Raw genomic sequence first — 22500 nt, 5'->3', positions numbered from 1 at the left:
CTCTAGGCCGCCCGCCGAACCGCGTCGGCAAGGTCGTCGAACAGCGTCAGGATGAAGGGCCGGCGGTCGAGGTTGAAGACGTCGATCTCTCGCGCCGAGCGGCCGATCTTCTCACATACCTCCACCAAAGGCGCAAGGCGCTGCGCACCCAGGCCAGCCTGGGCGTGGAGGCGCTCCGAGACCCACCGCTGCACCGTTTCGAGCATGAGCTCGTAATCGTCCTCTGCATCCTTTCGGGCGAGAGCCTCGGCAAGCGGCAGAATTTGTCGGGTCTCCGCCCGCGGAAGAAGATCCAGCAGCCGGGTCACTTGGCCGATGAGCGCCACCTTGTCCGTATCCAGCAATTCCAAGGTCCGCCGGACAGATCCTTCGCCGAGCTGGAGGGCCTGATCGACGACATCCGGCGGCATCTCTCCCCAGGGTGGGCCAAGGGATTCGAGCACGGCGCGGACACTGGTGCTGTCAAGTGGACGCAGTTGCAGCCGCCGGCATCGGGACCGGATCGTGGGCAGGAGCCGCTGGGGGGCGTGGCTGACGATCAGGAAGAGCGAGCGCGGCGGCGGCTCTTCGATGACCTTCAGGAGCGCATTGGCGCTGGCGATGGTCAGATCCTCGGCGCTGTCGACGATGCAGACGCGATAGCCGCCATCCGCTGCCGTGGATGCAAATGTCGCGAGCGCTCGTCGGACGGCATCGACGGGGATCGTGGCCGATGCGGCTTTCTTGTCCGTTCCCGGGGCGCGCCGGAGAACCGCGAGATTGGGGTGGGACAAGGCTGCAATCTGGCGTGACACGCTGGCTTCCGGCGGCACATCGAGGTTCGCAGGCGGACTGCCGGCCGGGCTGATACCAAGGACGGCGCGGGCCACGCGATAGGCCAGGGTCGCCTTGCCAATCCCTTGTGGCCCTCCGATCAGCCAAGCATGATGAAGCCGGCCGCTCCGCAGCCCTTCGATAAAGGCCGCCGCTCCTTCCTCATGACCGAAAAAAGCGAACTGCTCACGGGGGTGCGGCGCACCGTCAACCCGGTCGGGTTCGTCCGAACCGATCATGTCACGCGACATCGGCGGCTCTCGTCTCGGATTGCGTCAGATCCGGCAGTCTCGTGCTGAGGGCGCTCCAGATCGCGCCCTCGACCCGATCAGGATCTTCGCTGGCATCGATGACTACGCAACGCTCCGGCGCTCCCCTGGCAATGGCCAGAAAGGCATCTCGTAGGGCATGGTGAAAAGCGAAATCCTCCTGCTCGAACCGGTCCGCTCGCTCGCCCTTACCCGCTTGCCGCTGTCCAGCTCGAGAGAGGCCGATCTCTGCCGGCAAATCGAGAATGAAGGTCACATCAGGCCGCAGCCCTTTGAGTGCAATGCGTGCCAGGCTGTCGATAAGCCCGCTGTCCACCTGCCCTACAGCCCCCTGATAGGCCTTCGTGGAATCGGCGAATCGATCGCACAGTACATGTGTGCCGCTCGACAAGGCGGGGACGATTGTCTTGTCGATGTGATTGATGCGGGCAGCCGAAAAGAGCAGCGCCTCCGCGAAAGATCCCAGGGGCTTTGCTCTCCCGCTCAAGATGAAGGATCGGATTTCCTCCGCGCGTGGTGAGCCTCCGGGCTCTCGAGTGGCGATGACCTTCTGCGAAGCCTCGGACAAGCGGCGCTTGAGCCGCTCGATCTGGGTCGACTTGCCAGCCCCCTCTCCCCCCTCGAATGTAATGAAGCGTCCGGTCATCAAATACGTTCGAGCAGGCTCGAAAAGGCCCGGCGCGCCCAGCCGGTGCTGAATTCCATCAAACCGTCCAGGGCACGCTGGCTCAACGTTCCGACCTGCACGTCCTCATCGGCGTAGAGAGGAACCTCGACGGCCTTCATATCGCCCCTGTTCACCTGAAGCTTGGCCACCTCGGTTCCCTTCTGGATCGGCGCCTTGAGCGGGCCGACATAGACCACACGGGCAGTTACCCGCTCCGTCTCGCCGCGAGGCACGAGTACACGAACAGGGCGCTTGGAGACAAGCGGGAGCGATCGCTGGTCCCCACCGAAGACCTGGGCCTCGCCGACCACTTGACCCTCCTGGAAGAGCTGGCGGGCTTCGAAGGCGCGGAACCCCCAGTCCAAGAGCTTGCGGGACTCCGCCGCGCGGTCCTTGGCGGTCTTGAGGCCGTTGACCACCACGACAAGGCGCTGCCCGTTCTGAACGGCGGAACCAACGAGTCCATAGCCCGACTCCTCAATGTATCCGGTCTTCAGGCCGTCAGCCCCGATATTGAAGGCGAACAATGGGTTTCGGTTCAGCTGGCGGATCTTGTTCCAGGTGAATTCACGTTCTCCGAACATCTTGTAGAGATCGGGATAAGTCTCGATGATGTAAAGCGCGAGCTTCGACAGCTCACGTACGGTCACTTTCTGAGCGGGATCGCCATAGCCGGTCGGATTGCGAAACGTGGATTTGGTCAAGCCGAGCTCGCGTGCCCGGTCGGTCATGCGACGCGCAAAATTGTCCTCGGTTCCCGAAATGCCCTCGGCGATCGCAATAGCGGCATCATTCCCCGATTGAACAATTAGCCCGCGTAGCAGATCCTCCAGGCGGACATTCGTGTTCACCTTTGCGAACATCGACGAGCCGCCGGAACCGGCGCCACCTGCACGCCACGCATGTTCGGAAATCCCGAACTCCGTATCCATGGTCAGCCGACCGCTCTTCAATTCATTGAAGACGATTTCGGCAGTCATGATCTTTGCCATGCTCGCCGGGGCGACCAATTCGTCGGCGTTCTTCTCGAAGAGAACGGCCTTGCTATCGGCGTCGACGAGAATCGCAGTCGGGGCGGTCGTCTGAAAGGAATCCGCCCTCGCCTCCTGAGGCGCCAGAAAAAGCGCCGCAAAGAGGCTGAAAACAAGCGCAACGTAGGCGCGAGCTTCGTAAAGGCAGTGGCAACCACGAATCATCATCCAGCCCTTCCCCTAGGAGAACTGGAATCTGTAGCACGGTTTCGGCGTGTCAACGCCGACGCTTGGAGGCTCTATCAGCGCAGGAAGCGGCTCTGGTCGAGCGGCTTGAACGCCTCGCTCTTCTGGAACCCGGCCTTCGCCGTCTCCGGAGCATAGTAAAGCCCAGCGACCACAGGGCGAGAGGGCGGCAGGACGCTCGGCGAGAGTGAACTGACCGTAACCGGCGTAACGGCTCCGGGGATCGTCCCGAGATCGAACGGGCGTTCCGGCGGAAGAGGAATACGACCGGCCGAGGCCACCACCCGAGGCTCCTCGGTCGCCGAAGCGAAGGCGCTGGCAACGCCATCGGACGGCGGGGCCGTCCGGAGTGCCACAGCCTCGACCGGGCTGGCCGGCCGTGGCGTGGCAGAAGCAATCATCGTCGGAGCCGGGCCAAGCTTGTTCAGCGAAGCGGCAGTTCCGTCCGTTTTCAAGCTGGCCAACAGGATCCGATCATCGCTGCCATTGGTAGAGGCCGGACCGACGTAATCGACCTTCACCCGGGCCGTCCCGGCCTGCTTGAATCCCAGAGCGAGAGCGGCGCGTTCGGAAACGTCGATGATCCGGTTGCCATGGAACGGGCCGCGATCATTCACGCGAACGATCATGGAATGACCGTTCTGGAGATTGGTGACGCGCGCATAGCTTGGCAGCGGCATCGTCGTATGGGCAGCAGCCACCGACACCCTGTCGAAGACCTCGCCATTCGCGGTCCGACGGCCGTGGAAGTTCGAGCCGTACCAGGACGCGAGGCCGACGCCCGAATAGCCGACGGGATTCTCCCGCGGCACATAGGTTCGGCCAGCAATTACGTAAGGCTTGCCGACGAGTTCCCGTCCGCCACCCTTTGGCACGGGCTCTCCGTCTGCAACGACACGCGGGCTCGGCGCAACGCCGTATTTGGGATCGATGGCGCTTCTGTTGTTGGAGCAGTTCGCAGCAGTCAGCGCGATGGCGACTACCCCCGCAGCGCGGAGGATGGTCTGATGGTTGAAGGATGCATCCTGCCCCTTCGCCCCCGTCTTCGACTCAGCGCGATCACAAGCCATATCGCCTCGCATCCCCTTGCCCGCATTGGTTTGCGGCGGTCCGGTAGGTCCCGAACATCGAGTAAGTGCATTTTGACCTGCTAAAAAAGAGTTAAACGGCCTGGCTGTCAATAGCCAAGGCGCCACAGTGAGAACATTGTTAACGACGGAAAATATTGCCTGTTTATCAATTGCTTACGATCGTCATTTCATGAGAAACGCAATGTTTAGCCACAATTCACAAACACTGTCGCATCGGTCAAGAGCAAGCTTGAGCGCCGTCTCGGCGATCATGCAAAAGGCACCTTGCTGGAGCGACGCGACAGGTGATCGAGCTACATTGACGCCTCTTTAGGCGACTCGAATGGTCGACAAAAACGAGCCGATGAGTTGACGTCTCCCGGGCGACGGCCTTAGACAGCCAGCAGCGGGACGGCTCTTCGTTTAGGAGAGTTCCGTGCGTCCGGAGGGGTGGCCGAGTGGTTTAAGGCAGCGGTCTTGAAAACCGCCGTGGGTGCAAGCCCACCGTGGGTTCGAATCCCACCCCCTCCGCCATCAACCCAGAAACTTCACTGCCAGGCATGACGGCAAGCGCTCGCGCAAAGCCGACTTCGCGCTTGCGGAGCAATGCGCCCAACCTGCGAGCCGGTCTCTGAACGGCCGTATGGCCACGCCGTGCATTTCGACGAAAAGCCCAAATCCTTCTAAGGCTGCCCACCTCCGCCTGCCGCACCATAAACCTGGCCGGTTGCATAACTTGCGTCGGCTGCGGCGAGCTGCACATAGATCGACGCCAGCTCGGCCGGCTGCCCGGGACGACCGAGGGGCGTGTCGCCGCCGAACTGTTGAAGCTTTTCCTGCGTCGCACCGCCGCTCACCTGGAGAGGCGTCCAGATCGGCCCTGGAGCAACGCCGTTCACGCGGATCCCTTGGGGACCGAGCTGCTTCGCCAGCGACTTGGTAAAGTTCATCATGGCCGCCTTCGTCATGGCGTAGTCCACGAGGTTTGCGGAAGGGTCGTAGGCCTGCTCGGATGTGGTCTGGATGATCGCAGAGCCTGCACTCATATGCGGCAACGCCGCCTTCGTCAGCCAGAACATGGCATAGATATTCGTCTTGATGGTCGCATCGAAATCATCGGAGGAGATATCGAGCAGCGAAGCACGCTGCTGCTGCCGACCGGCATTGTTGACGAGAATATCGAGACCGCCGAGCTGGCGCACCGCCTCTGCGACCAAACGCTGACACCAGGCTTCATCGCGGACATCGCCAGGCAGCGCCACTGCCGTTCGCCCCTCCTTCTGGATCAGCGCGATGACTTCTCGGGCATCGGGCTCTTCATCTGCGTGATAGCTGATGGCAACGTCGGCTCCCTCCCGCGCGAAGGCGATTGCAGCCGCGCGGCCCATGCCGGAGTCTCCGCCCGTGATCAGAGCCTTACGGCCCTGAAGACGTCCGGAACCCCTATAGCTCGTCTCGCCGTGATCCGGGCGCGGATCCATCTTTCCGGCAAGTCCGGGCCAAGGTTGCGACTGCGAGGGAAAAGGCGGTTTGGGATATCTCGTCCTGGGATCATTCTTGGCGACGCTACCCCCTGTGCTGGCCCCTCCTCCCTGAGCGGCGGCAGGAACCGCAGCCGCGGCTACCCCAGCCGCGGCACTGCCAACCAGGACGCGCCGTGACACCAGTCCATCGTCGCTCGGCTTCATGTTCGCTTTCCTCCAGAGGGCATGGGCCATCAACTCACCGCGCGGGGAGTGGTTCATTCGGTTTCCGGGGCATTGCGGACCCGGGATCATCACTTCCGGTCGGGGGTCTCACGGGCTTGTGACTGCACGTCGCGGGGAGATCGTGAATTTTCAGCCATGCCAATGTGTTTTGCTTGACGAGTGGGGGCTCATCGCACGGGTGAAGCATGACAGGCGCCTATATCAACCGTATCGGGACGGCCGTTCCGACGCACGATGTGCACGGAACCTTCATCGATTTCGTCGACCAGTTTCTGCCTGACCGGAAAACCAAGATCCTGTTCAAGCGAATGGTTCAGCGGTCCGACATCGAGCATCGCTACTCCACCCTTCAGCCCGCCGAACAGCCTGAAGTCGGGGCCGACCGCCAAGGATTCTACCGGCCGGGTCTTTTTGCAGGGACCGGCCCACGCATGGCTCATTTTGAAACTCACGCGGTCAAGCTCGCGGAAGAGGCCGTCGCGGGACTTCAACTTGACGATGAACTAGGATCGATCACGCACCTGATCGTCGCCTCCTGCACAGGTTTCACGGCGCCTGGCCTCGATCAGCAGCTGATGGACGCACTCGTTCTCGATCCGTCAGTCGAGCGCACGATGGTCGGTTTCATGGGATGCGCCGCCGCCGTCAACGCGCTGAAGCTCGCACATCACATCGTGCGCTCGGAACCATTGGCAAAGGTGCTGGTGGTCAATATCGAGCTCTGCACGTTGCATCTCCAAGAAACGTCGAACATCGAGGTTCTGCTGAGCGCCCTCCTCTTCGGTGATGGCTGCGCGGCAAGTCTCGTGACGTCCCGACCTGAGGGAATAGCCCTCAAGGACTTCCGCGTCGCGACCATTCCGGACACGCGGGATTTGATCACTTGGCGCATCGGCAATGCCGGGTTCGAGATGACATTGTCCGGTGAAGTTCCGGCACAGATCTCACATGCGCTTCGTCGCGAGGCCGAGCGCAATGATGACCAGGGGATCTTCCGTGGGGAAGGCAAGGATGATTTCGATCTCTGGGCGGTACACGCCGGAGGACGAACAGTTCTCGATGCGGTTGAGCAGGGCTTGGATCTCGCACCGGATGCCTTGCGCTGGTCGAGGAGCGTCTTGCGGGATTTCGGAAACATGTCGTCGGCGACTCTCATGTTCGTCCTCGGTCGCATGATGCAATCGTGGACTGGGACCGCACGGGGCTTCGGAATGGCCTTCGGGCCCGGCTTGGTCGCGGAAACCTTCCGCTTCGAGCTGATGCGCTGAGCTATGACGAGCCTTGATCTATCCCGACGCAGCCGAGAGACGGAGCTCATGGATACCGAAGCCGTATCCATCGAGGATTACCACGGTTGCTTGAAAGACCTGTCGCAGGTGAACATCGTCACCCTCACCCATCGTCCCGTCCTCGCATGGCTTGATCACGTGTTCCGCCGGCAACCGCCTGGACAGCCGCTGACGATCCTCGATGTCGGCTACGGCTACGGCGATCTGCTGCGGCATATTCATCGCTGGAGCATGCGCCACGGCCGCGCCGTAAATCTCGTAGGCATCGATCTCAACCCCTTCAGCGAAACCATCGCTCGGGCTGCGACGCCTCCCGGCATGCCGATCACCTATCTGACGGGGAACGTCTTCAATTTCGTCCCAGAGGACCCGATTGATATCGTGCTCTGCTCTCAGACAGCACACCATATGACTGAGCAGGAACTTGTCGCCTTCGTCCGCTGGATGGAAGATACGGCGACCCGAGGCTGGTTCATCGCCGATCTTCATCGCCACGCCATCCCGATCCATGCATTTCGCCTGCTCTCGCGCCTCGCCCACTGGCATCGCTTCGTGCAGCACGACGGACCCGTGTCGATTGCCCGCAGCTTTCGGCGGAACGATTGGGAAGAGATCATCGATGAGGCCGGGATCGATCCCTCGGTCGTCGAAATCTCCTGGCACGTTCCCTTTCGACTATGCGTGAGCAGATTAAAGTGACCTCCGCCGAATCCGTAAACGATGTGGTGATCGTCGGCGGAGGGCCGGCGGGTGCCGCCGCCGCCTGCCGCTTTGCCGAAGCAGGATGTCGTCAGGTTCTCCTCGTCGAGCGAACGAGCGAGGCGCACCATAAGGTCTGCGGCGAATTTCTCAGCATCGAGGCACAGAGATATCTCACGCGCCTCGGAATCGACCTGGACCTCCTTGGTGCCAGCGAAATCTCATCTGTCCGGGTCGTTCGCGGCCATTCGATCGCAGAGGCGGATCTGCCGTTTCGCGCAAGAGGCCTTTCGCGCAAGATCCTGGACGAAGCGCTGCTGGCCCAAGCTGCCGCTGCCGGCGCAACACTCAGCCGCGGCATGACGATACGCAGCATCGATTTCCGGGACCGAAGCTGCTGTCTTTCAGGCGACAGCTCGCAACTGAGGGCCCGGACGGTCTTTCTTGCAACCGGAAAGCACGATCTTCGTGGTGCGAAGCGCCCGATCGAAGGGTTTCGCGATGATCTGATCGGTTTCAAGATGCACGCCACCCTTCTTGAGCGTCAGCAGGACGCCCTCCAAGGCACCGTGGAGATTTTGCTCTTTCCCGGGGGCTATGCCGGATTGCAGATGATCGAGGGCGGGCTTGCAAACCTGTGCCTTCTCATCAGCCGGCAATCGTTCGATGCCGCCGGCAGGAGCTGGAGCGGACTACGAGAATACCTTTTCGAGCACTGCCCTCATCTTGCCATGCGACTGGAGGGAGCCGTGATGGCGTTCTCTAAGCCACTCGCGATCTCTCATCTCCCATATGGTTTTGTTTATGCCCCTTGCTCGGAGCCCGAAGGGTTGTTCAGGCTTGGTGATCAGTTCGCGGTCATCCCTTCGTTCACGGGCGATGGAATGGCGATCGCGCTGCATACCGGCCTCGCTGCGGCAACGTCCTACCTCCAATATGGCCGCAGGAGCGATGTCTTTCATCGACAGCTTCGTGTCGATATTCACCGGCAGTTTCGGATCGCCAGCCTGATCCACGGGGCGAGTGGCCGACCAATGGCACAATCCTGCTTCGTTCGCCTCTTCCAGGCATGGCCAGCCGCCATGCAGCATGTGGCCGGGCGCACCCGGCTCAGTGATGCGGTCATTCAACGTGTTTTGAGACAGTCATGATCACGCCCAGGACGCCCCAAACCCTGGCGTCGGTTGCAGACCACTACGACGAGCTCGATCCCTTCTATCGGGAGATCTGGGGTGATCATGTCCACCACGGGCTTTGGACCACCGGTCTCGAAGACCCGGCGGAGGCCGTCATCGCTCTGATCGCACGTATTGCGGAAGAACTGGCATTGCACCCTGGGGACAAGATCTGCGACATCGGATGCGGCTATGGCGCCACGGCCGAATGGCTGACTAAAAGCTTTGACGTTCACACGACGGGCGTAACCGTGTCATCCGCACAGATGGCACGGGCACGCCTGCGAAGCGACATGGACGGGCGATTGCGCTTTCTGCAGCAGGATTGGCTGGAAAACGGCTTCGACGGGGCGACATTCGATGCACTCATTGCCGTCGAGAGCTCGGAGCATATGACGGACAAACAACACTTCTTCGACGAGGCCTATCGAACTTTGCGCGACGGCGGGCGGCTCGCCGTCTGCGCTTGGCTTGCGAAGGACGATGCCAAGCCTTGGGAGGAGCGTTTTCTTCTCGAGCCCATCTGCCGCGAAGGACGTCTCCCAAGCATGGGAACCGAGGCCGAGTATCGCTCATGGGCGACTCAAGCAGGTTTCGAAGTTCGCGACTTCTTCGATCTGAGCATGCAGGTCCGCCGCACCTGGGCGATCTGTGCCGCCCGTGTTGTCCGGATGATCCTTCTTGATCGACGATATCGAAGCTATCTGCGCGATGCCCGCGCCCGGCACCGCATATTCGCCTTGAGCCTGCCGCGGATCTGGCTGGCCTATACGACCGGGTCGATGCGATATGGTCTTCTGGTCGCGGCCAAACCGCATGCTAGTCGATGAGAAAACCTCACCCCGACAGACGTCCCGAGACCTCGTCCGCCCAATTTTGGAGACGAGGCATGGCGGCACGTCCGATCAACATGAAGCTCCGCCCGGCCTTCGTCCAATAGACGACGTTAAGGCCCAGCCTCTGCTCCGTGCTTTTGTCGGCATCCGGTCCGCCACCCGTGATGATGCATAGTGCGAGCGGTCCGCTCTCAGGATCGAGGTAGGCGATCTGCCCGAGAGGCTTCTGATCGTATTCAAGCACTTGGGCTCGTTTCAGAGTGAGGTCGGGGAGTGCGAGCTTCTGGGGTGAAAGGGCGAGGCCGGTTTTGGCTCTGACCGATGCGATCTCCAGTTCCTGTGCTCGTGCATCGTCCGGAATGCTGGCCAATGTTTCGGACGTATAAAGGGAGATATACGCGGCGACAGACTGGCGCCAATCGTCATCATCTGATTCCGTCGCGACCTTTGGTTGCTCCAAGGCGGGCCGAACAATCGACGAGCCCATCCATCCGGCGCCGGCGCCGGCAAGAAAGAGGGCGAGGCCAGCGGCCAGGGCCTTCCAGCGATTGCTGCTATGGCGTGTCGGCTGCGCGGCCTCCTCAGGCGTGACAGGACCGGGCAATCCGTCGAGCATGGCCTTCAGCTTGTCTTCGGGAGCCTGGGCAAGAAGCGGCGCGAATGCGTCCCGGAAGGGTCGCTGACCACCGGAGAGAAGAATAAGTCGCCGCTGCAGCTCATGATCTTCGGCCACTGCCCTGGCAATTCGGAACCTTGCATCCGACGAGAGTTCGCCGTCGAGATAGGCGACGAGGTCCTCATCCGAGGGGCGATCATGATGGGGGGCATCGGTCATGGATGCTTCGCCTCCGGCCAATGGGATAGTGGCGCGGCGTCCGCGTTCAGTCGACCAAGCGTGGTGCGTGCCGCAGCGAGGCGGCTCATGATTGTCCCGATCGGAATGTCGAGAACGGCCGCCGCCTCTCGATAGGCAAGACCCTCTACATAAACGAGAAAGATCGCCTCCCTCTGTGTTTCGGGCAACGACTGCATCTCTCGCAGAACCTGTTGCAGCAGGACGCCTTCTTCGATCTGCTCGGCGCCATTGAAGGTCAGGAAAGTCTCGGCATCAACGATCCCTTCGCCGGTCCTGATGCGGCGGGAGCGGACTTCGTTGAGCCAGATGGAGCGGAGGATCGTGAAGAGCCAACGGTCGAGTCTTGTCCCCGGCTCGAACTGATGGGCACGTTCGAGAGCCCGTACGCATGTCGCCTGCACCAGATCCTCGGCGGTGTCTCGTCGACCCGTCAGCACGAGCCCATAGCGCCAAAGCCGAGACAAATGCCCGGCGAGACCCGCCTTCACCTCTTCCGGACCATTCCCGATCATGCGCGGTTCGGACATGCCATCACGAGACTTCTCTCTGGGTAGCAGAGACAGCCTCGTGGAACAATTGAACATGACCGCGCGGCCCCTTCAGCCCTGTTGCCCGGTCGCGCTCGGCGCGGCCGACAGCAGCGACGGACGGTGCTTCTGAAGATGGTCGAGGGACCACTCGCCGGGTCCGAACGCGACCAGGAGCAGGAAGCCTCCAGCGATGGCGATGTCCTTCGTGAGATGGATATATTCATTTACGTCTGCCATCCGCGGGGCGTGGAAGAGAAGAGCCGTGAGCACGCAGAAGCCCGCGAGCGCGAACGCCGCCCAACGCGACCGGTAGCCGAACGCAACCAGCAAGCCGCCCCCGAGCTCGGTCAGGATGACCAACGGCAGGAGAGTGCCGGGCACGCCATAGCGTTCCATATATTGAAGCGTCGGCCCGTAATGGACGATCTTGCTCCAGCCCTCCGCAACGAAGATGTAGGCGAGCATCAGCCGTGCCAACAAGGCGACGGGCGCTTGAAATCTTGTGAACATGTGACCCTCCGATAGAAGACGCGACGGTTGGCCGCCGCGTCGATGATCATGAAGAAGGCATTTCACTTCGCTGCGGATCCGATGGCGGCCGCCAGATCTTCGTATTCCTCGCATTCCTTGCCGCAGAGAGTCTGGATGACCTGCAGCTGCTCATTGGCAAGATCGAGCTTGCCTTGCGTCACATAGGCTTCACCCAGATATTCACGAACCTGAGCGTATTGCGGATCGAGAGCGACCGATCTGAGATAGTAGCCGATGCCCTCGTCCGTACGTCCTAGCTTGCGCGTGATGTAGCCGCGATAATTGAGCGCCTTGGGCGTCTCAGGATTCTGCACGAGGCTGAGCGTGTCGAGCGCCTCGTCGAACCGCTCCGCCTTGGCGAGCGCGAAAGCATAGTCCAGGACGGCATCATCGGTAAAAATCTCGCTGCGGACCTGAACGCAGCGGCGTGATCTCTGGCTGTACATCTGGCCGCGTGGGCAGGTTGCCATGAGGGTACTCGCATCTCCGCTGCGCCCTCCCTCGCCGTTGCCGGCATTGCCGCCCGCGCCCGCGTTGCCGCCTCCACCGGCTGCACCACCTCCTGCCCCTCCACCGCTTCCACCCCCGGCATTGCCTCCCCCACCGCCACCACCGCCGGCAGCGAATGCCGGCACGGGAGCAAGGGCGGTGCTGAGCGACAGGATGAGAGCCCCTGTCAGCAGAGCGAGACGGTGTTTGGTATCGCTGCGGCGCGTCATGATGTCCTCCCGTGGAGTGATCCACGGGCAAGGAACACGGGATATCGACGATTTATTCGAACGCGTGAGGAGATACGGGCTGAAGAACCACTACGTGCTAGCGGACAGCCCTGCGCCGCCGTTCATGCCCATAGCGCCCGATCGCGACCGATGCGGCCCGATCGACGAGGAGTGACTTCGCAACTTCCCGAGCGACCGTCGAAGTGCCGTAGCGCACATCCTCGGCCGGCACCTTCCGGTGGGTGAGCATCAGAACGCTCGGTTTGGGCAGTGCAGGCTCTGGGCGAGCTTCGCTCGATCCTTGGGAGGGTCGCTCCTCGTTGCTGCCGAAGGCAAGACCGGCGAAGTCGCCTTTCCTCCAACAGAGCCTGGCCGAGAAGACCTGGAGGGTATGCGCTGCGACATAGATCTGGAAGGTCTCGGGGAGTGCTACATGTTCACGGACCGCGATCTTGGCTCCCTCTGTCGAGAGATCCTGCACCTCGCAATGCACCATCGTCTCAGTACCCGTTACAATCTTCGCCAGCAGTGCAACACGGCGACGCTTGGCCGTGCGCAATTCGAGCTTCTTGGGAGCGGGAGGCCACGATCCGACAGATGCCATATGAATGCCCGGGAAAATGGTTAACGCCAGGTTAAGGCGTTGGACCATTTTGAACGTCCCGACTCAAGCACCCAGAGGGAGCGTTATCCTAAAGACATAGGGATAAAGGGACTTTCGGCCACGCTGGCGTTGTTGGGCCCTATTGTGGTATTCGCCCGGGCGAAAGGGGTAGCTCTGGCCTGCCCCGCCATGATTTTGCGCCGATGCCGCCCCCTCGGGCGCCCGCCGACGCCCATACAGCTTCATAGAGTGGATCCTGCGGATGAATGCTCCCGCGCCGAAAGTCTCGTTCGTCTCCCTCGGGTGCCCTAAGGCGCTCGTCGATTCCGAGCGCATCATCACCCAGCTCCGCGCACAGGGCTACGAGCTGACCAAGAAGAACGACGGTGCCGATGTCGTGATCGTCAATACCTGTGGCTTCCTCGACAGCGCCAAGGCGGAATCCCTCGATGCCATCGGCGCTGCCATGGCCGAGAACGGCAAGGTCATCGTCACGGGCTGCATGGGCGCCGAGCCGGAGCAGATCCGGGACCGCTTCCCCAACGTGCTCGCCATTACCGGACCGCAGCAATACGAATCCGTGGTAGGCGCCGTTCACCAGGCAGCCCCGCCCGCTCATGACCCCTTCGTGGATCTCGTGCCGCCGCAGGGCGTCAAGCTCACGCCACGGCACTATGCCTATCTGAAGATTTCCGAGGGCTGCAACAATCGCTGCTCCTTCTGCATCATCCCGAAGCTGCGCGGTGACCTAGTGAGCAGGCCCCTCGGCGACGTCATGCGCGAGGCGGAGAAGCTGGCGAACGCGGGCGTCAAGGAACTGCTCGTGATCTCACAGGATACGAGCGCCTACGGCCTCGATATCAAGTACCAGCCAAGCCTGTGGAAGGACCGCGAGGTTCGCACGCGTTTTCTCGATCTCGCCCGGGAACTCGGCGAGCTCGGACTCTGGGTTCGCATGCACTACGTCTATCCCTATCCGCACGTGGACGAGGTGATCCCGCTGATGGCGGAGGGCAAGATCCTTCCCTATCTCGACATCCCGTTCCAGCACGCCTCCCCCACGGTTTTGAAGGCGATGCGTCGTCCGGCCCATCAGGAAAAGACGCTCGATCGCATCCGCAAATGGCGCGAGATCTGTCCCGACCTCGCCATCCGCTCCACCTTCATCGTCGGTTTCCCGGGCGAGACGGAGGAGGATGTGGACTTCCTGCTCGACTGGCTGAAGGAAGCCAAGCTCGACCGGGTGGGTTGCTTCCGCTACGAGCCGGTCCAGGGCGCGCCCGCCAACGAGCTCGGCGCACCGGTCCCATCCGAGGTCAAGGACGCACGCTGGCATCGTTTCATGAAGACGCAGCGCGACGTCAGCGCCCGCCTTCTCAAAGCCAAAGTGGGAAAACGCCTCCCCGTCATCATCGACGAGTCCGGTGCTACCGTTGCGAAGGGGCGCACGAAATACGATGCGCCGGAGATCGACGGCACGGTCTATGTCGCTTCACGCCGCCCCTTGCGGGCCGGCGACATCATCAGCGTGAAGATCGAGCGCTCGGACGAGTACGACCTGCACGGCGTGGCGGTCTAGCCGTCATCCCCGGGCTTATCCCGGGGATCTACGCCTTTTGCGATATTTCGCGGGAAGGAAAACGTGGGTGGCCGGGAAGAGCCCGGCCATGACGGGTAAGGTGAATCGTCAGATGTGGATCACACGCCCATAGGCGTCGAGCACGCTCTCGTGCATGGTCTCGGAGAGCGTCGGATGCGGGAACACCGCATGAATCAGCTCTTCCTCGGTCGTCTCGAGATTCATGGCGATCACGAAGCCCTGGATCAGCTCGGTGACTTCCGCACCAACCATGTGAGCGCCAAGCAGCTGGCCGGTCTTCTTGTCGAAGATCGTCTTCACGAGACCTTCCGGCTCGCCGAGCGCGATCGCCTTGCCGTTGCCGACGAAGGGGAAGCGGCCGACGCGGGTCTCATAACCCTGCTCCTTCGCCTTGGCTTCCGTGAGGCCGACGGAGGCGACCTGCGGGTTGCAATAGGTGCAGCCAGGGATCTTGTTCTTGTCCATGGCATGCGTGTGCAGGCCCTTGATGGTCTCGACGCAGATCACGCCCTCGTGCTCTGCCTTGTGAGCCAGCATCGGCGGACCTGCGACATCACCGATCGCGTAGATGCCGGGCACATTGGTGCGGCCGAGACCGTCGGTCACGATCGTCCCACGCTCGACCTTCACGCCGAGCTTTTCGAGCCCGAGATTCTCGATGTTGCCGACCACGCCCACGGCGGAGATCATCCGGTCGGCGAAAATCGTCTGGACAGTCTTGCCGTCATCGATGACCGCCTTGAGGCTGTTCGATGCCTTCTCGACCTTCGTGACCTTGGCACCGGTAATGATCTTGATGCCCTGCTTCTCGAAGCGCTTGCGCGCATGGGCAGCAATCTCTGCATCCTCAACGGGCAGGATCTGCGGCAGCACCTCGACCACGGTCACGTCCACGCCCATGGTGCGATAGAAGGAGGCGAACTCGATGCCGATAGCGCCCGACCCCATGACGAGGAGTGATTTCGGCATTTCCTTCGGGACCATGGCCTCGAAATAGGTCCAGATCAGCTTGCCGTCGGGCTCGATCCCGGGCAGCACGCGCGGGCGAGCGCCGGTTGCGATGATGATGTGCTTCGCCTGATAGGTGCCGGGCTCCAGGATTCCTTTCGGAGCCGGCGCTTGCGGCTGCATGGCGGGTTTCTTGGTCGCCGTCACGACGACTTCGCCGGGCTTCGAGAGAGACGCCTCGCCCCAGATCACATCGACCTTGTTCTTCTTGAGCAGCATGCCGACGCCGCCGTTGAGCCGACCCGACACGCCGCGAGAGCGCTGCACCACGGCTCCGGCATCGAACCCGACCTTCTCAGCCGAGAGGCCGTAATCCTTCGCATGCTGGAAGTAGTGGTAGATCTCGGCCGAGCGCAGCAGCGCCTTGGTCGGAATGCAGCCCCAGTTGAGGCAGATGCCGCCGAGGTGCTCGCGTTCGACGACCGCGGTCTTGAACCCGAGCTGCGCCGCGCGGATCGCGGCCACATAGCCGCCCGGCCCGCCGCCGATGACGATGATGTCGTATTGGTTTGCCATTTACGCCTCCGGTTCCCCTCCCCCTTGCGGGGAGGGGTTAGGGGTGGGGGTAGAGCGGACAAGGGCCGCATGGATGGTGTCGAGCACGACATCGATGTCGTGCATCACATCAGCGTTGGCGAAGCGCAGCACTTGAAAGCCCTGCGCTGCGAGAAAATCCGTCCGTCGCTGATCATAGGCAATGGCTTGGTCAGTCGAATGCTGACCGCCATCGACTTCAACAACGAGCTTGGCACCAAGACTGCAAAAATCCGCGATGAAGGAACCAATCGGCACCTGCCTCCGGAAATGCGTTCCTTCGAGAGGAAGACGCTTTCGCAGATGCCACCACAGGCGCTTCTCAGGCTCCGTCAGTTCCCGGCGCATCTCCCGCGCATGCCGTATGGCTTTCGAAGTACTGGACCGTGCGGGAGATTGATTCCAGGACATGGAGTGTTCTGTGAGGGTGAGCATACGTCACGACCCCCACCCCTGCCCTCCCCGCAAGGGGGAGGGAGGAGTGTGCGGCGCTTCCTTAAACCAGCATTCCCATCGGGCTCTCGATCAGCACCTTGAACGCTGCAAGTAGCTCCGCGCCCAACGCTCCGTCGACCACGCGGTGGTCGCAGGAGAGCGTCACGGTCATGGCCTGCACGACGGCCGGGGCGCCGTTCTTCACCACGACCCGCTGTTCGCCCGCGCCGACCGCGAGGATGGTGCCCTGGGGCGGGTTGATGACGGCCTGGAAGTTCTTGATGCCGAACATACCGAGATTGGACACCGCCGTGGAGCCGCCGGAATACTCTTCCGGCTTCAGGCGGCGGTTGCGGGCACGCGCCGCCAGATCCTTCATCTCCGCGGAGATGGCGGTCAGCGTCTTCTGTTCGGCCTTGCGGATCACCGGCGTGAAGAGCCCGCCCTCGATGGCGACGGCGACACCCACATCCGAGTGCTTCATCTTCAGGATGCGATCTTCCGCCCACACGGCGTTGGCATTCGGCACGCGCTGGAGCGCGATGGCGAGAGCCTTGATGACGAAGTCGTTGACGGAGAGCTTGTAGGCCGGCTTGCCGTCCTTGTCCTTCGTCGCGGCCGTATTGATCTGCTCGCGAAGCGCCATGAGCGCATCGAGCTCACAATCGAGCGACAGGTAGAAATGCGGCACGGTCTGTTTCGACTCGACGAGGCGCTTGGCGATCGTCTTGCGCATGCCGTCGAGGGGGATTTCCTCGTAGGTGCCGGCCTCGAACATGGCCTTGATCTGATCGGCTCCCATGCTCGGGGCGAGCTGTGGGGCGGAGGGCTTCGCCGCCGGCGCCTGGACGGCAGCGGGTGCCGCGGCGGGCCTGGCCGTACCGCCGGACAGAGCCGTGCGCACGTCCTTCTCGACGATGCGACCATGCGGGCCGGAGCCCTGGATGGAAGCGATGTCGATGCCGCCTTCCTTGGCGATACGCTTGGCGAGCGGCGAGGCAAAGATACGATCGCCCTGCCCGGCCACAGGGCCGTTCGGCTTTGCTGCCGGAGCCGGCGCGGGCGCGACCTGCGGAACTGGAGTGGCTGGCGCTTCCGCCTTGGGCGCTGGAGCTGATGCAGCCTCGGCCTTGGCGGCAGGAGCTGGTGCACCGGCAGCGGGCGCGGTGACACTCTTCGGGTCCTCACCTTCGCCGGCAATCAGCGCGATCGGCTGGTTGACGGGGACGTCGGCGGTCCCTTCGGCCACCAGAATCTTGGCGAGGACACCCTCGTCCACGGCCTCCACCTCCATGGTGGCTTTGTCGGTTTCGATTTCGGCGATCACGTCGCCGGACTTCACCGTGTCGCCTTCCTTCTTCAACCACTTGGCAAGGTTGCCCTTTTCCATCGTGGGGGAAAGCGCGGGCATCAGGACATTGATGGGCATGGCGTTTGAGGATCCTGATCGAGATGGGGTTGTTAAAACAGCGTTATAATGTCGGGAGAGAACGTTCCCCCGGCACAGGTCAGTTGAGGGCTTGGGTCGAGCCAGGATCGGACGGATCGTCCAGCTCGGCCTGAATTCCGGTAACGATCTCTTGGAAGGCCTCCTCCTCCGAGAGCTCCGTCTCCATGGCGTAGATGCGTGCAGCATGGCGGGCGAGGTCCACCAGCAGCACGCCCCAAGTGAACGGGTCGTCGAAAGCGCGGCGCAGCGCAATGCTCACCGCCCCCTCTGACACCGAAGCCCTCAGGATCTCGATGCCGCCTTTCTCAAGGGCATCGGGTGGAACATTGAGGGCTTCGAATTTTTTATCGGTCATGCACTTCCTCCGAAACGTAGCGGTCCTTCCACCACGTTTCATCGGTGAGCCGAGAGGGCATCTTGTCCCTCTCGTTCCACGGGTCGATTCCAAGCGCCTCAACTGCCTTAAGCCATTCGTCTCTCAAGGAATTAGGTAGAGGCTTTCCAGACCAAGGATCAAATCTGAGGCTCATTTGGGAGAGACCTCCATCCAGCACTGACACGCCAAACTCTCGGATACTTGGATCATAAATGATCGGCACCTGAGTATCACAAGCGTGCCTTAGAAGGTCGGGATAGTCAGCGTACAGGACCGATCTCGTTGGATCGAACTGTAGCGCTTCCTTTGCTCCTCGCTTGGAGTTGCAAAGGAAAGACCACACTCCGATCCAAGCGACAGCCCATTCCTCTTCAGTGTATTCGACGTCCGAATACTTCTGGAAGGACCGTAAGCTGGTTTCCTGGTCCGTCAGCATCGCGCCTTACCGATAGCAGACTGCCTTTGCCGCCTGCACGACCTCGGCCACCGACGGGAGCGCCAGCTTTTCGAGGTTTGCCGCATACGGCATCGGCACGTCCTTCCCGGTGATGCGAATGACAGGCGCATCGAGATAGTCGAAGGCCTTCTCCATGATCCGTGCGGCGATCTCCGCGCCGACACCGGATTGCGGATAGCCCTCTTCCACCGTTATGCAGCGGCCGGTCTTCATCACCGAGGCGACGATCGTGTCCGTATCCATCGGACGGATGGTACGCAGGTCCACCACCTCGGCCTGGATGCCTTCGGCTTCCAGTTCCTGCGCCGCCTTGAGGGCGTAGGTCATTCCGATACCGAAGGAGACGATGGTCACGTCCTTGCCTTCGCGGTGGATACGGGCCTTGCCGATCGGGATCGTGAAGTCGTCGAGCTTCGGAACCGGGAACGATTGTCCGTAGAGGATCTCGTTCTCCAGGAAGATCACCGGGTTCGGGTCACGGATGGCGCTCTTCAGGAGGCCTTTCGCATCGGCCGCCGTGTAGGGCGCCACGACCTTGAGGCCCGGGATCGCCGAGTACCATGCAGCATAATCCTGGCTGTGCTGAGCCCCCACGCGCGCCGCCGCCCCGTTCGGGCCGCGGAATACGATGGGAGCGCCGAGCTGCCCGCCGGACATGTAGAGGGTCTTCGCCGCCGAATTGACGATCTGGTCGATCGCCTGCATGGCGAAGTTGAAGGTCATGAACTCGACGATGGGGCGCAGCCCCGTGAACGCCGCTCCGACGCCGACGCCGGCGAAACCGTGCTCGGTGATCGGCGTGTCGATCACGCGACGCGCCCCGAACTCCTGGAGCAGCCCCTGCGTGACCTTGTAGGCGCCCTGATATTCGGCCACCTCCTCGCCCATGACGAACACCTTCTCGTCACGACGCATTTCCTCGGCCATGGCGTCGCGCAAGGCCTCGCGGACGGTCATCGTCACCATCTCGGTACCTTCCGGCACCTCCGCCGTCGCGTCGTAGCCGCCACGGGTCGAGATGACTGCCGGCGCGGCAGGTGTCGAGATGGGAGCCTGCTCTTCGCGTGCGACCGGAGCGGGTCGGTCCGCCAAGCCTTCCGCATGGGCATCCGGTGTCGGTGCCGGCTGTGCGGGCGCGGACACGAGATCAGGCATCTTGGCGTGGGAAGCTGCTGACGCAACGTCCTCCCCTTCTGACGCCAGGACCGCGATCGGCGTGTTCACCGCCACATTGTCGGTGCCGTCAGACACCAGGATCTTGGCGAGCACGCCCTCGTCGATCGCTTCGACCTCCATGGTCGCCTTGTCGGTTTCGATCTCTGCGAGAACGTCGCCCGGCTTTACCGGGTCGCCTTCTTTCTTCAGCCACTTGGCCAATTTGCCCTGCTCCATCGTGGGAGAAAGGGCCGGCATGAGAATATCAATCGCCATGGAAGACTCTTAGGTGATTATCGCTGCGGCGAAGCTCGAGGGCGCCTTACTGCGCCGGCTCGAGAAGGATGTCGGTATAGAGCTCGGACGGATCCGGCTCGGGATCGTGCGTGGCGAACTCGGCCGCCTCGTTCACGATCTCGCGGACTCGGCTGTCGATGGACTTCAGTTCGTCCTCGGACAGCTTCCAGCTCTCGAGAAGACGGCGGCGCACCTGCTCGATGGGATCGTGCTCCTCGCGCATGCGAGTCACCTCGTCCTTCGTGCGGTACTTCGCCGGATCGGACATGGAGTGGCCGCGGTAGCGGTAGGTCTGCATCTCGAGGATGTACGGCCCCTTGCCCGAACGTGCGTGCTCGACGGCCCGCTGGCCGGCCGCGTAGACGGCGCGGACATCCATGCCGTCGACCTGTTCGCCCGGGATGTTGAACGACACGCCGCGCTTGGAGAAGTCGGTCTGTGCCGACGCGCGGGTCACCGCTGTGCCCATGGCATAGCGATTGTTCTCGATCACGTACACGACGGGAAGCTTCCATAGCTCCGCCATGTTGAAGCTCTCGTAGACCTGGCCCTGGTTGGCAGCGCCATCACCGAAATAGGTCAGGCAGACATTGTCGTTTTCACGATAACGGTTGGCGAATGCGATACCGGTGCCGAGAGACACCTGCGCACCGACGATGCCGTGGCCGCCATAGAAATGTTTCTCCTTGGAGAACATGTGCATGGAGCCGCCCTTACCCTTGGACAGGCCGCCGCGGCGGCCCGTCAGTTCGGCCATGACGCCTTTCGCATCCATGCCGCAGGCGAGCATGTGACCGTGATCCCGATACCCGGTGATCACCTGGTCGCCTTCTTTCGTCGCCATCTGCATGCCGACGACGACTGCTTCCTGACCGATATAGAGGTGGCAAAAACCGCCGATGAGGCCCATGCCGTACATCTGGCCGGACTTTTCCTCGAAGCGGCGGATCAGGAGCATCTCACGATAGGCGTTGAGATCCTGGTCCTTGTCGAATTGTGGAGAGTTAAGAGCCTGCTTCGTTGCGCTCTTGGGAGTGGACTTGGCCGCGCCGGAACCAGCGCGACCCGCCTTGCGGGCTGCAACAGCCATCGGGTCCTCCGAAGGGTTTCCTCGACTAAAGTTCTAGCGCAGTCGGAAGGGGAAAGCGAGAGGCCGGGACAGGAGTATCAATACTACAGTGAATGCCGCAACCTATTGGCACAGCTTGCATATTTCCAATTAACTCAAATTAAGTTAAGCGGAAATTACGGCTTGGACTCCTCATTTCCGAGAATGATCACGAGATCGTTGCGGTGCACACGTCCGAGCATGATGCGTGCCCTCTCCTCCAGCAGATCGCGGTCAATCTGATCGCTCCGCAAAAGGGCGATGCGCCGCTCCCAATCACCGCGCTCGGTCTTGACGGCCTCGAGCTCCTTATTGAGATCGGCGGCCTGCGCCTCGTACTGATCGCGCGCCTCAAAGCCGCGGGCGCCGCTATGGGCGTGGTGCACAAAGTACGCCGCGACGGCCGCCGAGATGCTGTAGAGCACCAGCGGAATGAGAATTCGTCTTGCGCGCCTGCGGATGACCATGACGAATCCTTACGTCACCATGGTTAAGGAGGCGTTGAGGAATCGCTGCGAAGCGCGCTTTTTGTTGAGAAAGGAAAGGTTCGAGACGAAGCGAACCGGTTCTTCAGCCGTGCGATTTCAAGATCGCGTCGACCTTCGCGCCATCTTCACCATCCCAATAACCCGCCTGATCACGAGTCTGGTCATTGACGATGAAGCGCAGACCATTCTGGCCGAAGGGAGCGGTCATGACCGAGGTCTTGCCGGAATCCGGGTAGCCCATGACGTCGGGTGTGCCCATGGCTCCGATGGCGAGGTAGACCAGGGCCTCCGATCCGGTGTTGATGAGTTGATGCGCCGTGTCCGGCCCACCGGGCGGATGAACGATGTAGTCCCCGGCCCTTACCGGAAAGACCTCGTTGCCGTAGCGCAAGGTGCCGGTCCCGCTGACGATGAAGAAGTGTTCTTCGCTTCCATAATGATGATGGAACGGAAAGGCTGCCTTGCCCGGCGCCACGCGCGTGACGCTAGCGCCGATCTTCTGTCCGCCGAGCGGGGCGGACAGAAGTCCGTGAGTGGCCTCGAAGCGCTCGCCGTTACCGGCTGCGAAAGTTTCGACGTCGTCGATATTGACGAGCGGCTTCATCGGC

At 61.9% G+C, this 22500-nt stretch carries 24 protein-coding genes and 1 tRNA gene; 6 read left to right on the top strand and 19 right to left on the bottom strand.

The window, feature by feature from the left end; genetic code table 11:
- Positions 1-2 precede the first annotated feature (2 nt).
- From K9B37_RS11840 to K9B37_RS24905, 4 genes are all read right to left on the bottom strand, one after another.
- Positions 3-1064: a DNA polymerase III subunit delta' gene (locus K9B37_RS11840; RefSeq protein WP_224313282.1), complete on the bottom strand. Its 1062-nt coding sequence runs from the start codon at positions 1062-1064 to the stop codon at positions 3-5.
- Entirely contained in the window at positions 1054-1728 is a 675-nt protein-coding gene (gene tmk / locus K9B37_RS11835) for a dTMP kinase (protein WP_224313281.1), read from the bottom strand. The genes K9B37_RS11840 and tmk overlap by 11 nt, the downstream gene beginning before the upstream one ends.
- The gene (locus K9B37_RS11830) at positions 1728-2948 is read right to left on the bottom strand and encodes a D-alanyl-D-alanine carboxypeptidase family protein (RefSeq protein ID WP_224313280.1); all 1221 of its coding nucleotides are present in this window, start codon (positions 2946-2948) and stop codon (positions 1728-1730) included. The genes tmk and K9B37_RS11830 overlap by 1 nt, the downstream gene beginning before the upstream one ends.
- Before the next feature lie 74 nt (positions 2949-3022).
- Positions 3023-4036, bottom strand: coding sequence for a septal ring lytic transglycosylase RlpA family protein (locus tag K9B37_RS24905; RefSeq protein ID WP_369414281.1), 1014 nt, complete (start codon positions 4034-4036; stop codon positions 3023-3025).
- Positions 4037-4480: 444 nt separating this feature from the next.
- On the opposite strand from K9B37_RS24905, the gene K9B37_RS11820 reads away from it, so the two are divergent.
- Positions 4481-4570: transfer RNA gene (locus tag K9B37_RS11820), tRNA-Ser, on the top strand.
- 149 nt (positions 4571-4719) lie between these two features.
- Here the strand turns inward: K9B37_RS11820 and K9B37_RS11815 are convergent.
- Positions 4720-5724: an SDR family oxidoreductase gene (locus tag K9B37_RS11815; protein WP_224313279.1), complete on the bottom strand. Its 1005-nt coding sequence runs from the start codon at positions 5722-5724 to the stop codon at positions 4720-4722.
- Between the two features lie 206 nt (positions 5725-5930).
- On the opposite strand from K9B37_RS11815, the gene K9B37_RS11810 reads away from it, so the two are divergent.
- Genes K9B37_RS11810 through K9B37_RS11795 form a run of 4 tightly spaced genes read left to right on the top strand, consistent with a single transcriptional unit; the run spans position 5931 to position 9738 of the window.
- Positions 5931-7013 carry a type III polyketide synthase gene (locus K9B37_RS11810; RefSeq protein WP_224313278.1) on the top strand — a complete coding sequence of 361 codons (1083 nt, stop codon included), beginning with the start codon at positions 5931-5933 and terminating at the stop codon, positions 7011-7013.
- A gap of 48 nt (positions 7014-7061) precedes the next feature.
- On the top strand, positions 7062-7733 hold the full coding sequence (locus K9B37_RS11805; protein WP_224313277.1) for a methyltransferase domain-containing protein: 672 nt from the start codon (positions 7062-7064) through the stop codon (positions 7731-7733).
- Complete coding sequence (locus K9B37_RS11800; RefSeq protein WP_224313276.1) at positions 7730-8884, top strand: NAD(P)/FAD-dependent oxidoreductase; 1155 nt, start codon at positions 7730-7732, stop codon at positions 8882-8884. Before K9B37_RS11805 ends, K9B37_RS11800 begins: the two co-directional genes overlap by 4 nt.
- Complete coding sequence (locus K9B37_RS11795; RefSeq protein ID WP_224313275.1) at positions 8881-9738, top strand: SAM-dependent methyltransferase; 858 nt, start codon at positions 8881-8883, stop codon at positions 9736-9738. Before K9B37_RS11800 ends, K9B37_RS11795 begins: the two co-directional genes overlap by 4 nt.
- Positions 9739-9745: 7 nt before the next feature.
- On the opposite strand, the gene K9B37_RS11790 is transcribed toward K9B37_RS11795, so the two are convergent.
- The 5 genes from K9B37_RS11790 to K9B37_RS11770 all read right to left on the bottom strand — a co-directional run bounded on the left by K9B37_RS11790 (position 9746) and on the right by K9B37_RS11770 (position 12984).
- Positions 9746-10579 carry an anti-sigma factor family protein gene (locus K9B37_RS11790; protein ID WP_224313274.1) on the bottom strand — a complete coding sequence of 278 codons (834 nt, stop codon included), beginning with the start codon at positions 10577-10579 and terminating at the stop codon, positions 9746-9748.
- Entirely contained in the window at positions 10576-11127 is a 552-nt protein-coding gene (locus K9B37_RS11785; protein WP_224313273.1) for an RNA polymerase sigma factor, read from the bottom strand. Before K9B37_RS11785 ends, K9B37_RS11790 begins: the two co-directional genes overlap by 4 nt.
- 72 nt (positions 11128-11199) lie before the next feature.
- Entirely contained in the window at positions 11200-11640 is a 441-nt protein-coding gene (locus tag K9B37_RS11780; protein WP_224313272.1) for a DoxX family protein, read from the bottom strand.
- Between the two features lie 62 nt (positions 11641-11702).
- Positions 11703-12380, bottom strand: coding sequence for a tetratricopeptide repeat protein (locus K9B37_RS11775; RefSeq protein ID WP_224313271.1), 678 nt, complete (start codon positions 12378-12380; stop codon positions 11703-11705).
- 97 nt (positions 12381-12477) lie between these two features.
- Positions 12478-12984: a PilZ domain-containing protein gene (locus tag K9B37_RS11770; protein ID WP_224313270.1), complete on the bottom strand. Its 507-nt coding sequence runs from the start codon at positions 12982-12984 to the stop codon at positions 12478-12480.
- A 262-nt stretch (positions 12985-13246) separates the two neighbouring features.
- Between K9B37_RS11770 and rimO the strand changes: the two genes are divergently transcribed.
- Entirely contained in the window at positions 13247-14563 is a 1317-nt protein-coding gene (gene rimO, locus K9B37_RS11765; RefSeq protein ID WP_224313269.1) for a 30S ribosomal protein S12 methylthiotransferase RimO, read from the top strand.
- 108 nt (positions 14564-14671) lie between these two features.
- Here rimO and lpdA read toward each other — a convergent pair whose 3' ends face one another.
- From lpdA to K9B37_RS11725, 9 genes are all read right to left on the bottom strand, one after another.
- Positions 14672-16108: a dihydrolipoyl dehydrogenase gene (gene lpdA / locus K9B37_RS11760; protein WP_224313268.1), complete on the bottom strand. Its 1437-nt coding sequence runs from the start codon at positions 16106-16108 to the stop codon at positions 14672-14674.
- Positions 16109-16537 (bottom strand): endonuclease domain-containing protein, encoded by a 429-nt coding sequence (locus K9B37_RS11755; protein WP_224313267.1) that lies wholly within the window; start codon positions 16535-16537, stop codon positions 16109-16111. It abuts the gene before it with no gap.
- 85 nt (positions 16538-16622) lie between these two features.
- Complete coding sequence (locus K9B37_RS11750; RefSeq protein WP_224313266.1) at positions 16623-17990, bottom strand: pyruvate dehydrogenase complex dihydrolipoamide acetyltransferase; 1368 nt, start codon at positions 17988-17990, stop codon at positions 16623-16625.
- Between the two features lie 79 nt (positions 17991-18069).
- Positions 18070-18366, bottom strand: coding sequence for a DUF5076 domain-containing protein (locus K9B37_RS11745; protein ID WP_224313265.1), 297 nt, complete (start codon positions 18364-18366; stop codon positions 18070-18072).
- On the bottom strand, positions 18356-18823 hold the full coding sequence (locus K9B37_RS25055) for a DUF6980 family protein (protein WP_439651717.1): 468 nt from the start codon (positions 18821-18823) through the stop codon (positions 18356-18358). The genes K9B37_RS11745 and K9B37_RS25055 overlap by 11 nt, the downstream gene beginning before the upstream one ends.
- A 6-nt stretch (positions 18824-18829) precedes the next feature.
- Positions 18830-20275 carry a pyruvate dehydrogenase complex E1 component subunit beta gene (locus tag K9B37_RS11740; RefSeq protein ID WP_224313264.1) on the bottom strand — a complete coding sequence of 482 codons (1446 nt, stop codon included), beginning with the start codon at positions 20273-20275 and terminating at the stop codon, positions 18830-18832.
- A gap of 46 nt (positions 20276-20321) precedes the next feature.
- Entirely contained in the window at positions 20322-21386 is a 1065-nt protein-coding gene (pdhA, locus tag K9B37_RS11735) for a pyruvate dehydrogenase (acetyl-transferring) E1 component subunit alpha (protein ID WP_224313263.1), read from the bottom strand.
- A 155-nt stretch (positions 21387-21541) separates the two neighbouring features.
- The gene (locus K9B37_RS11730; protein WP_224313262.1) at positions 21542-21871 is read right to left on the bottom strand and encodes an FtsB family cell division protein; all 330 of its coding nucleotides are present in this window, start codon (positions 21869-21871) and stop codon (positions 21542-21544) included.
- Between the two features lie 103 nt (positions 21872-21974).
- Positions 21975-22496 carry a cupin domain-containing protein gene (locus K9B37_RS11725; protein ID WP_224313261.1) on the bottom strand — a complete coding sequence of 174 codons (522 nt, stop codon included), beginning with the start codon at positions 22494-22496 and terminating at the stop codon, positions 21975-21977.
- Positions 22497-22500: the final 4 nt, after the last annotated feature.

It is taken from the genome of Microvirga puerhi (assembly GCF_020089865.1).
GTDB lineage: Bacteria > Pseudomonadota > Alphaproteobacteria > Rhizobiales > Beijerinckiaceae > Microvirga > Microvirga puerhi.
Note: the sequence above shows the minus strand (reverse complement) of the source record. Positions and strands in the feature narration are given on the sequence as shown.

Excerpts from the sequence above, each read along its gene's own strand:
- K9B37_RS11830 (WP_224313280.1), bottom strand. The coding sequence starts at position 2,948 with ATGATGATTCGTGGTTGCCACTGCCTTTACGAAGCTCGCGCCTACGTT.
- K9B37_RS11795 (WP_224313275.1), top strand. The coding sequence starts at position 8,881 with ATGATCACGCCCAGGACGCCCCAAACCCTGGCGTCGGTTGCAGACCAC.
- tmk (WP_224313281.1), bottom strand. The coding sequence starts at position 1,728 with ATGACCGGACGCTTCATTACATTCGAGGGGGGAGAGGGGGCTGGCAAG.
- K9B37_RS11840 (WP_224313282.1), bottom strand. The coding sequence starts at position 1,064 with ATGTCGCGTGACATGATCGGTTCGGACGAACCCGACCGGGTTGACGGT.
- K9B37_RS11805 (WP_224313277.1), top strand. The coding sequence starts at position 7,062 with ATGGATACCGAAGCCGTATCCATCGAGGATTACCACGGTTGCTTGAAA.
- K9B37_RS11755 (WP_224313267.1), bottom strand. The coding sequence starts at position 16,537 with ATGTCCTGGAATCAATCTCCCGCACGGTCCAGTACTTCGAAAGCCATA.
- K9B37_RS11810 (WP_224313278.1), top strand. The coding sequence starts at position 5,931 with ATGACAGGCGCCTATATCAACCGTATCGGGACGGCCGTTCCGACGCAC.
- K9B37_RS24905 (WP_369414281.1), bottom strand. The coding sequence starts at position 4,036 with ATGGCTTGTGATCGCGCTGAGTCGAAGACGGGGGCGAAGGGGCAGGAT.
- K9B37_RS11730 (WP_224313262.1), bottom strand. The coding sequence starts at position 21,871 with ATGGTCATCCGCAGGCGCGCAAGACGAATTCTCATTCCGCTGGTGCTC.
- K9B37_RS11770 (WP_224313270.1), bottom strand. The coding sequence starts at position 12,984 with ATGGCATCTGTCGGATCGTGGCCTCCCGCTCCCAAGAAGCTCGAATTG.
- K9B37_RS11775 (WP_224313271.1), bottom strand. The coding sequence starts at position 12,380 with ATGACGCGCCGCAGCGATACCAAACACCGTCTCGCTCTGCTGACAGGG.
- K9B37_RS11785 (WP_224313273.1), bottom strand. The coding sequence starts at position 11,127 with ATGTCCGAACCGCGCATGATCGGGAATGGTCCGGAAGAGGTGAAGGCG.
- lpdA (WP_224313268.1), bottom strand. The coding sequence starts at position 16,108 with ATGGCAAACCAATACGACATCATCGTCATCGGCGGCGGGCCGGGCGGC.
- K9B37_RS25055 (WP_439651717.1), bottom strand. The coding sequence starts at position 18,823 with ATGCTGACGGACCAGGAAACCAGCTTACGGTCCTTCCAGAAGTATTCG.
- K9B37_RS11750 (WP_224313266.1), bottom strand. The coding sequence starts at position 17,990 with ATGCCCATCAATGTCCTGATGCCCGCGCTTTCCCCCACGATGGAAAAG.
- pdhA (WP_224313263.1), bottom strand. The coding sequence starts at position 21,386 with ATGGCTGTTGCAGCCCGCAAGGCGGGTCGCGCTGGTTCCGGCGCGGCC.
- K9B37_RS11725 (WP_224313261.1), bottom strand. The coding sequence starts at position 22,496 with ATGAAGCCGCTCGTCAATATCGACGACGTCGAAACTTTCGCAGCCGGT.
- K9B37_RS11780 (WP_224313272.1), bottom strand. The coding sequence starts at position 11,640 with ATGTTCACAAGATTTCAAGCGCCCGTCGCCTTGTTGGCACGGCTGATG.
- K9B37_RS11790 (WP_224313274.1), bottom strand. The coding sequence starts at position 10,579 with ATGACCGATGCCCCCCATCATGATCGCCCCTCGGATGAGGACCTCGTC.
- K9B37_RS11745 (WP_224313265.1), bottom strand. The coding sequence starts at position 18,366 with ATGACCGATAAAAAATTCGAAGCCCTCAATGTTCCACCCGATGCCCTT.
- K9B37_RS11815 (WP_224313279.1), bottom strand. The coding sequence starts at position 5,724 with ATGAAGCCGAGCGACGATGGACTGGTGTCACGGCGCGTCCTGGTTGGC.
- rimO (WP_224313269.1), top strand. The coding sequence starts at position 13,247 with ATGAATGCTCCCGCGCCGAAAGTCTCGTTCGTCTCCCTCGGGTGCCCT.
- K9B37_RS11740 (WP_224313264.1), bottom strand. The coding sequence starts at position 20,275 with ATGGCGATTGATATTCTCATGCCGGCCCTTTCTCCCACGATGGAGCAG.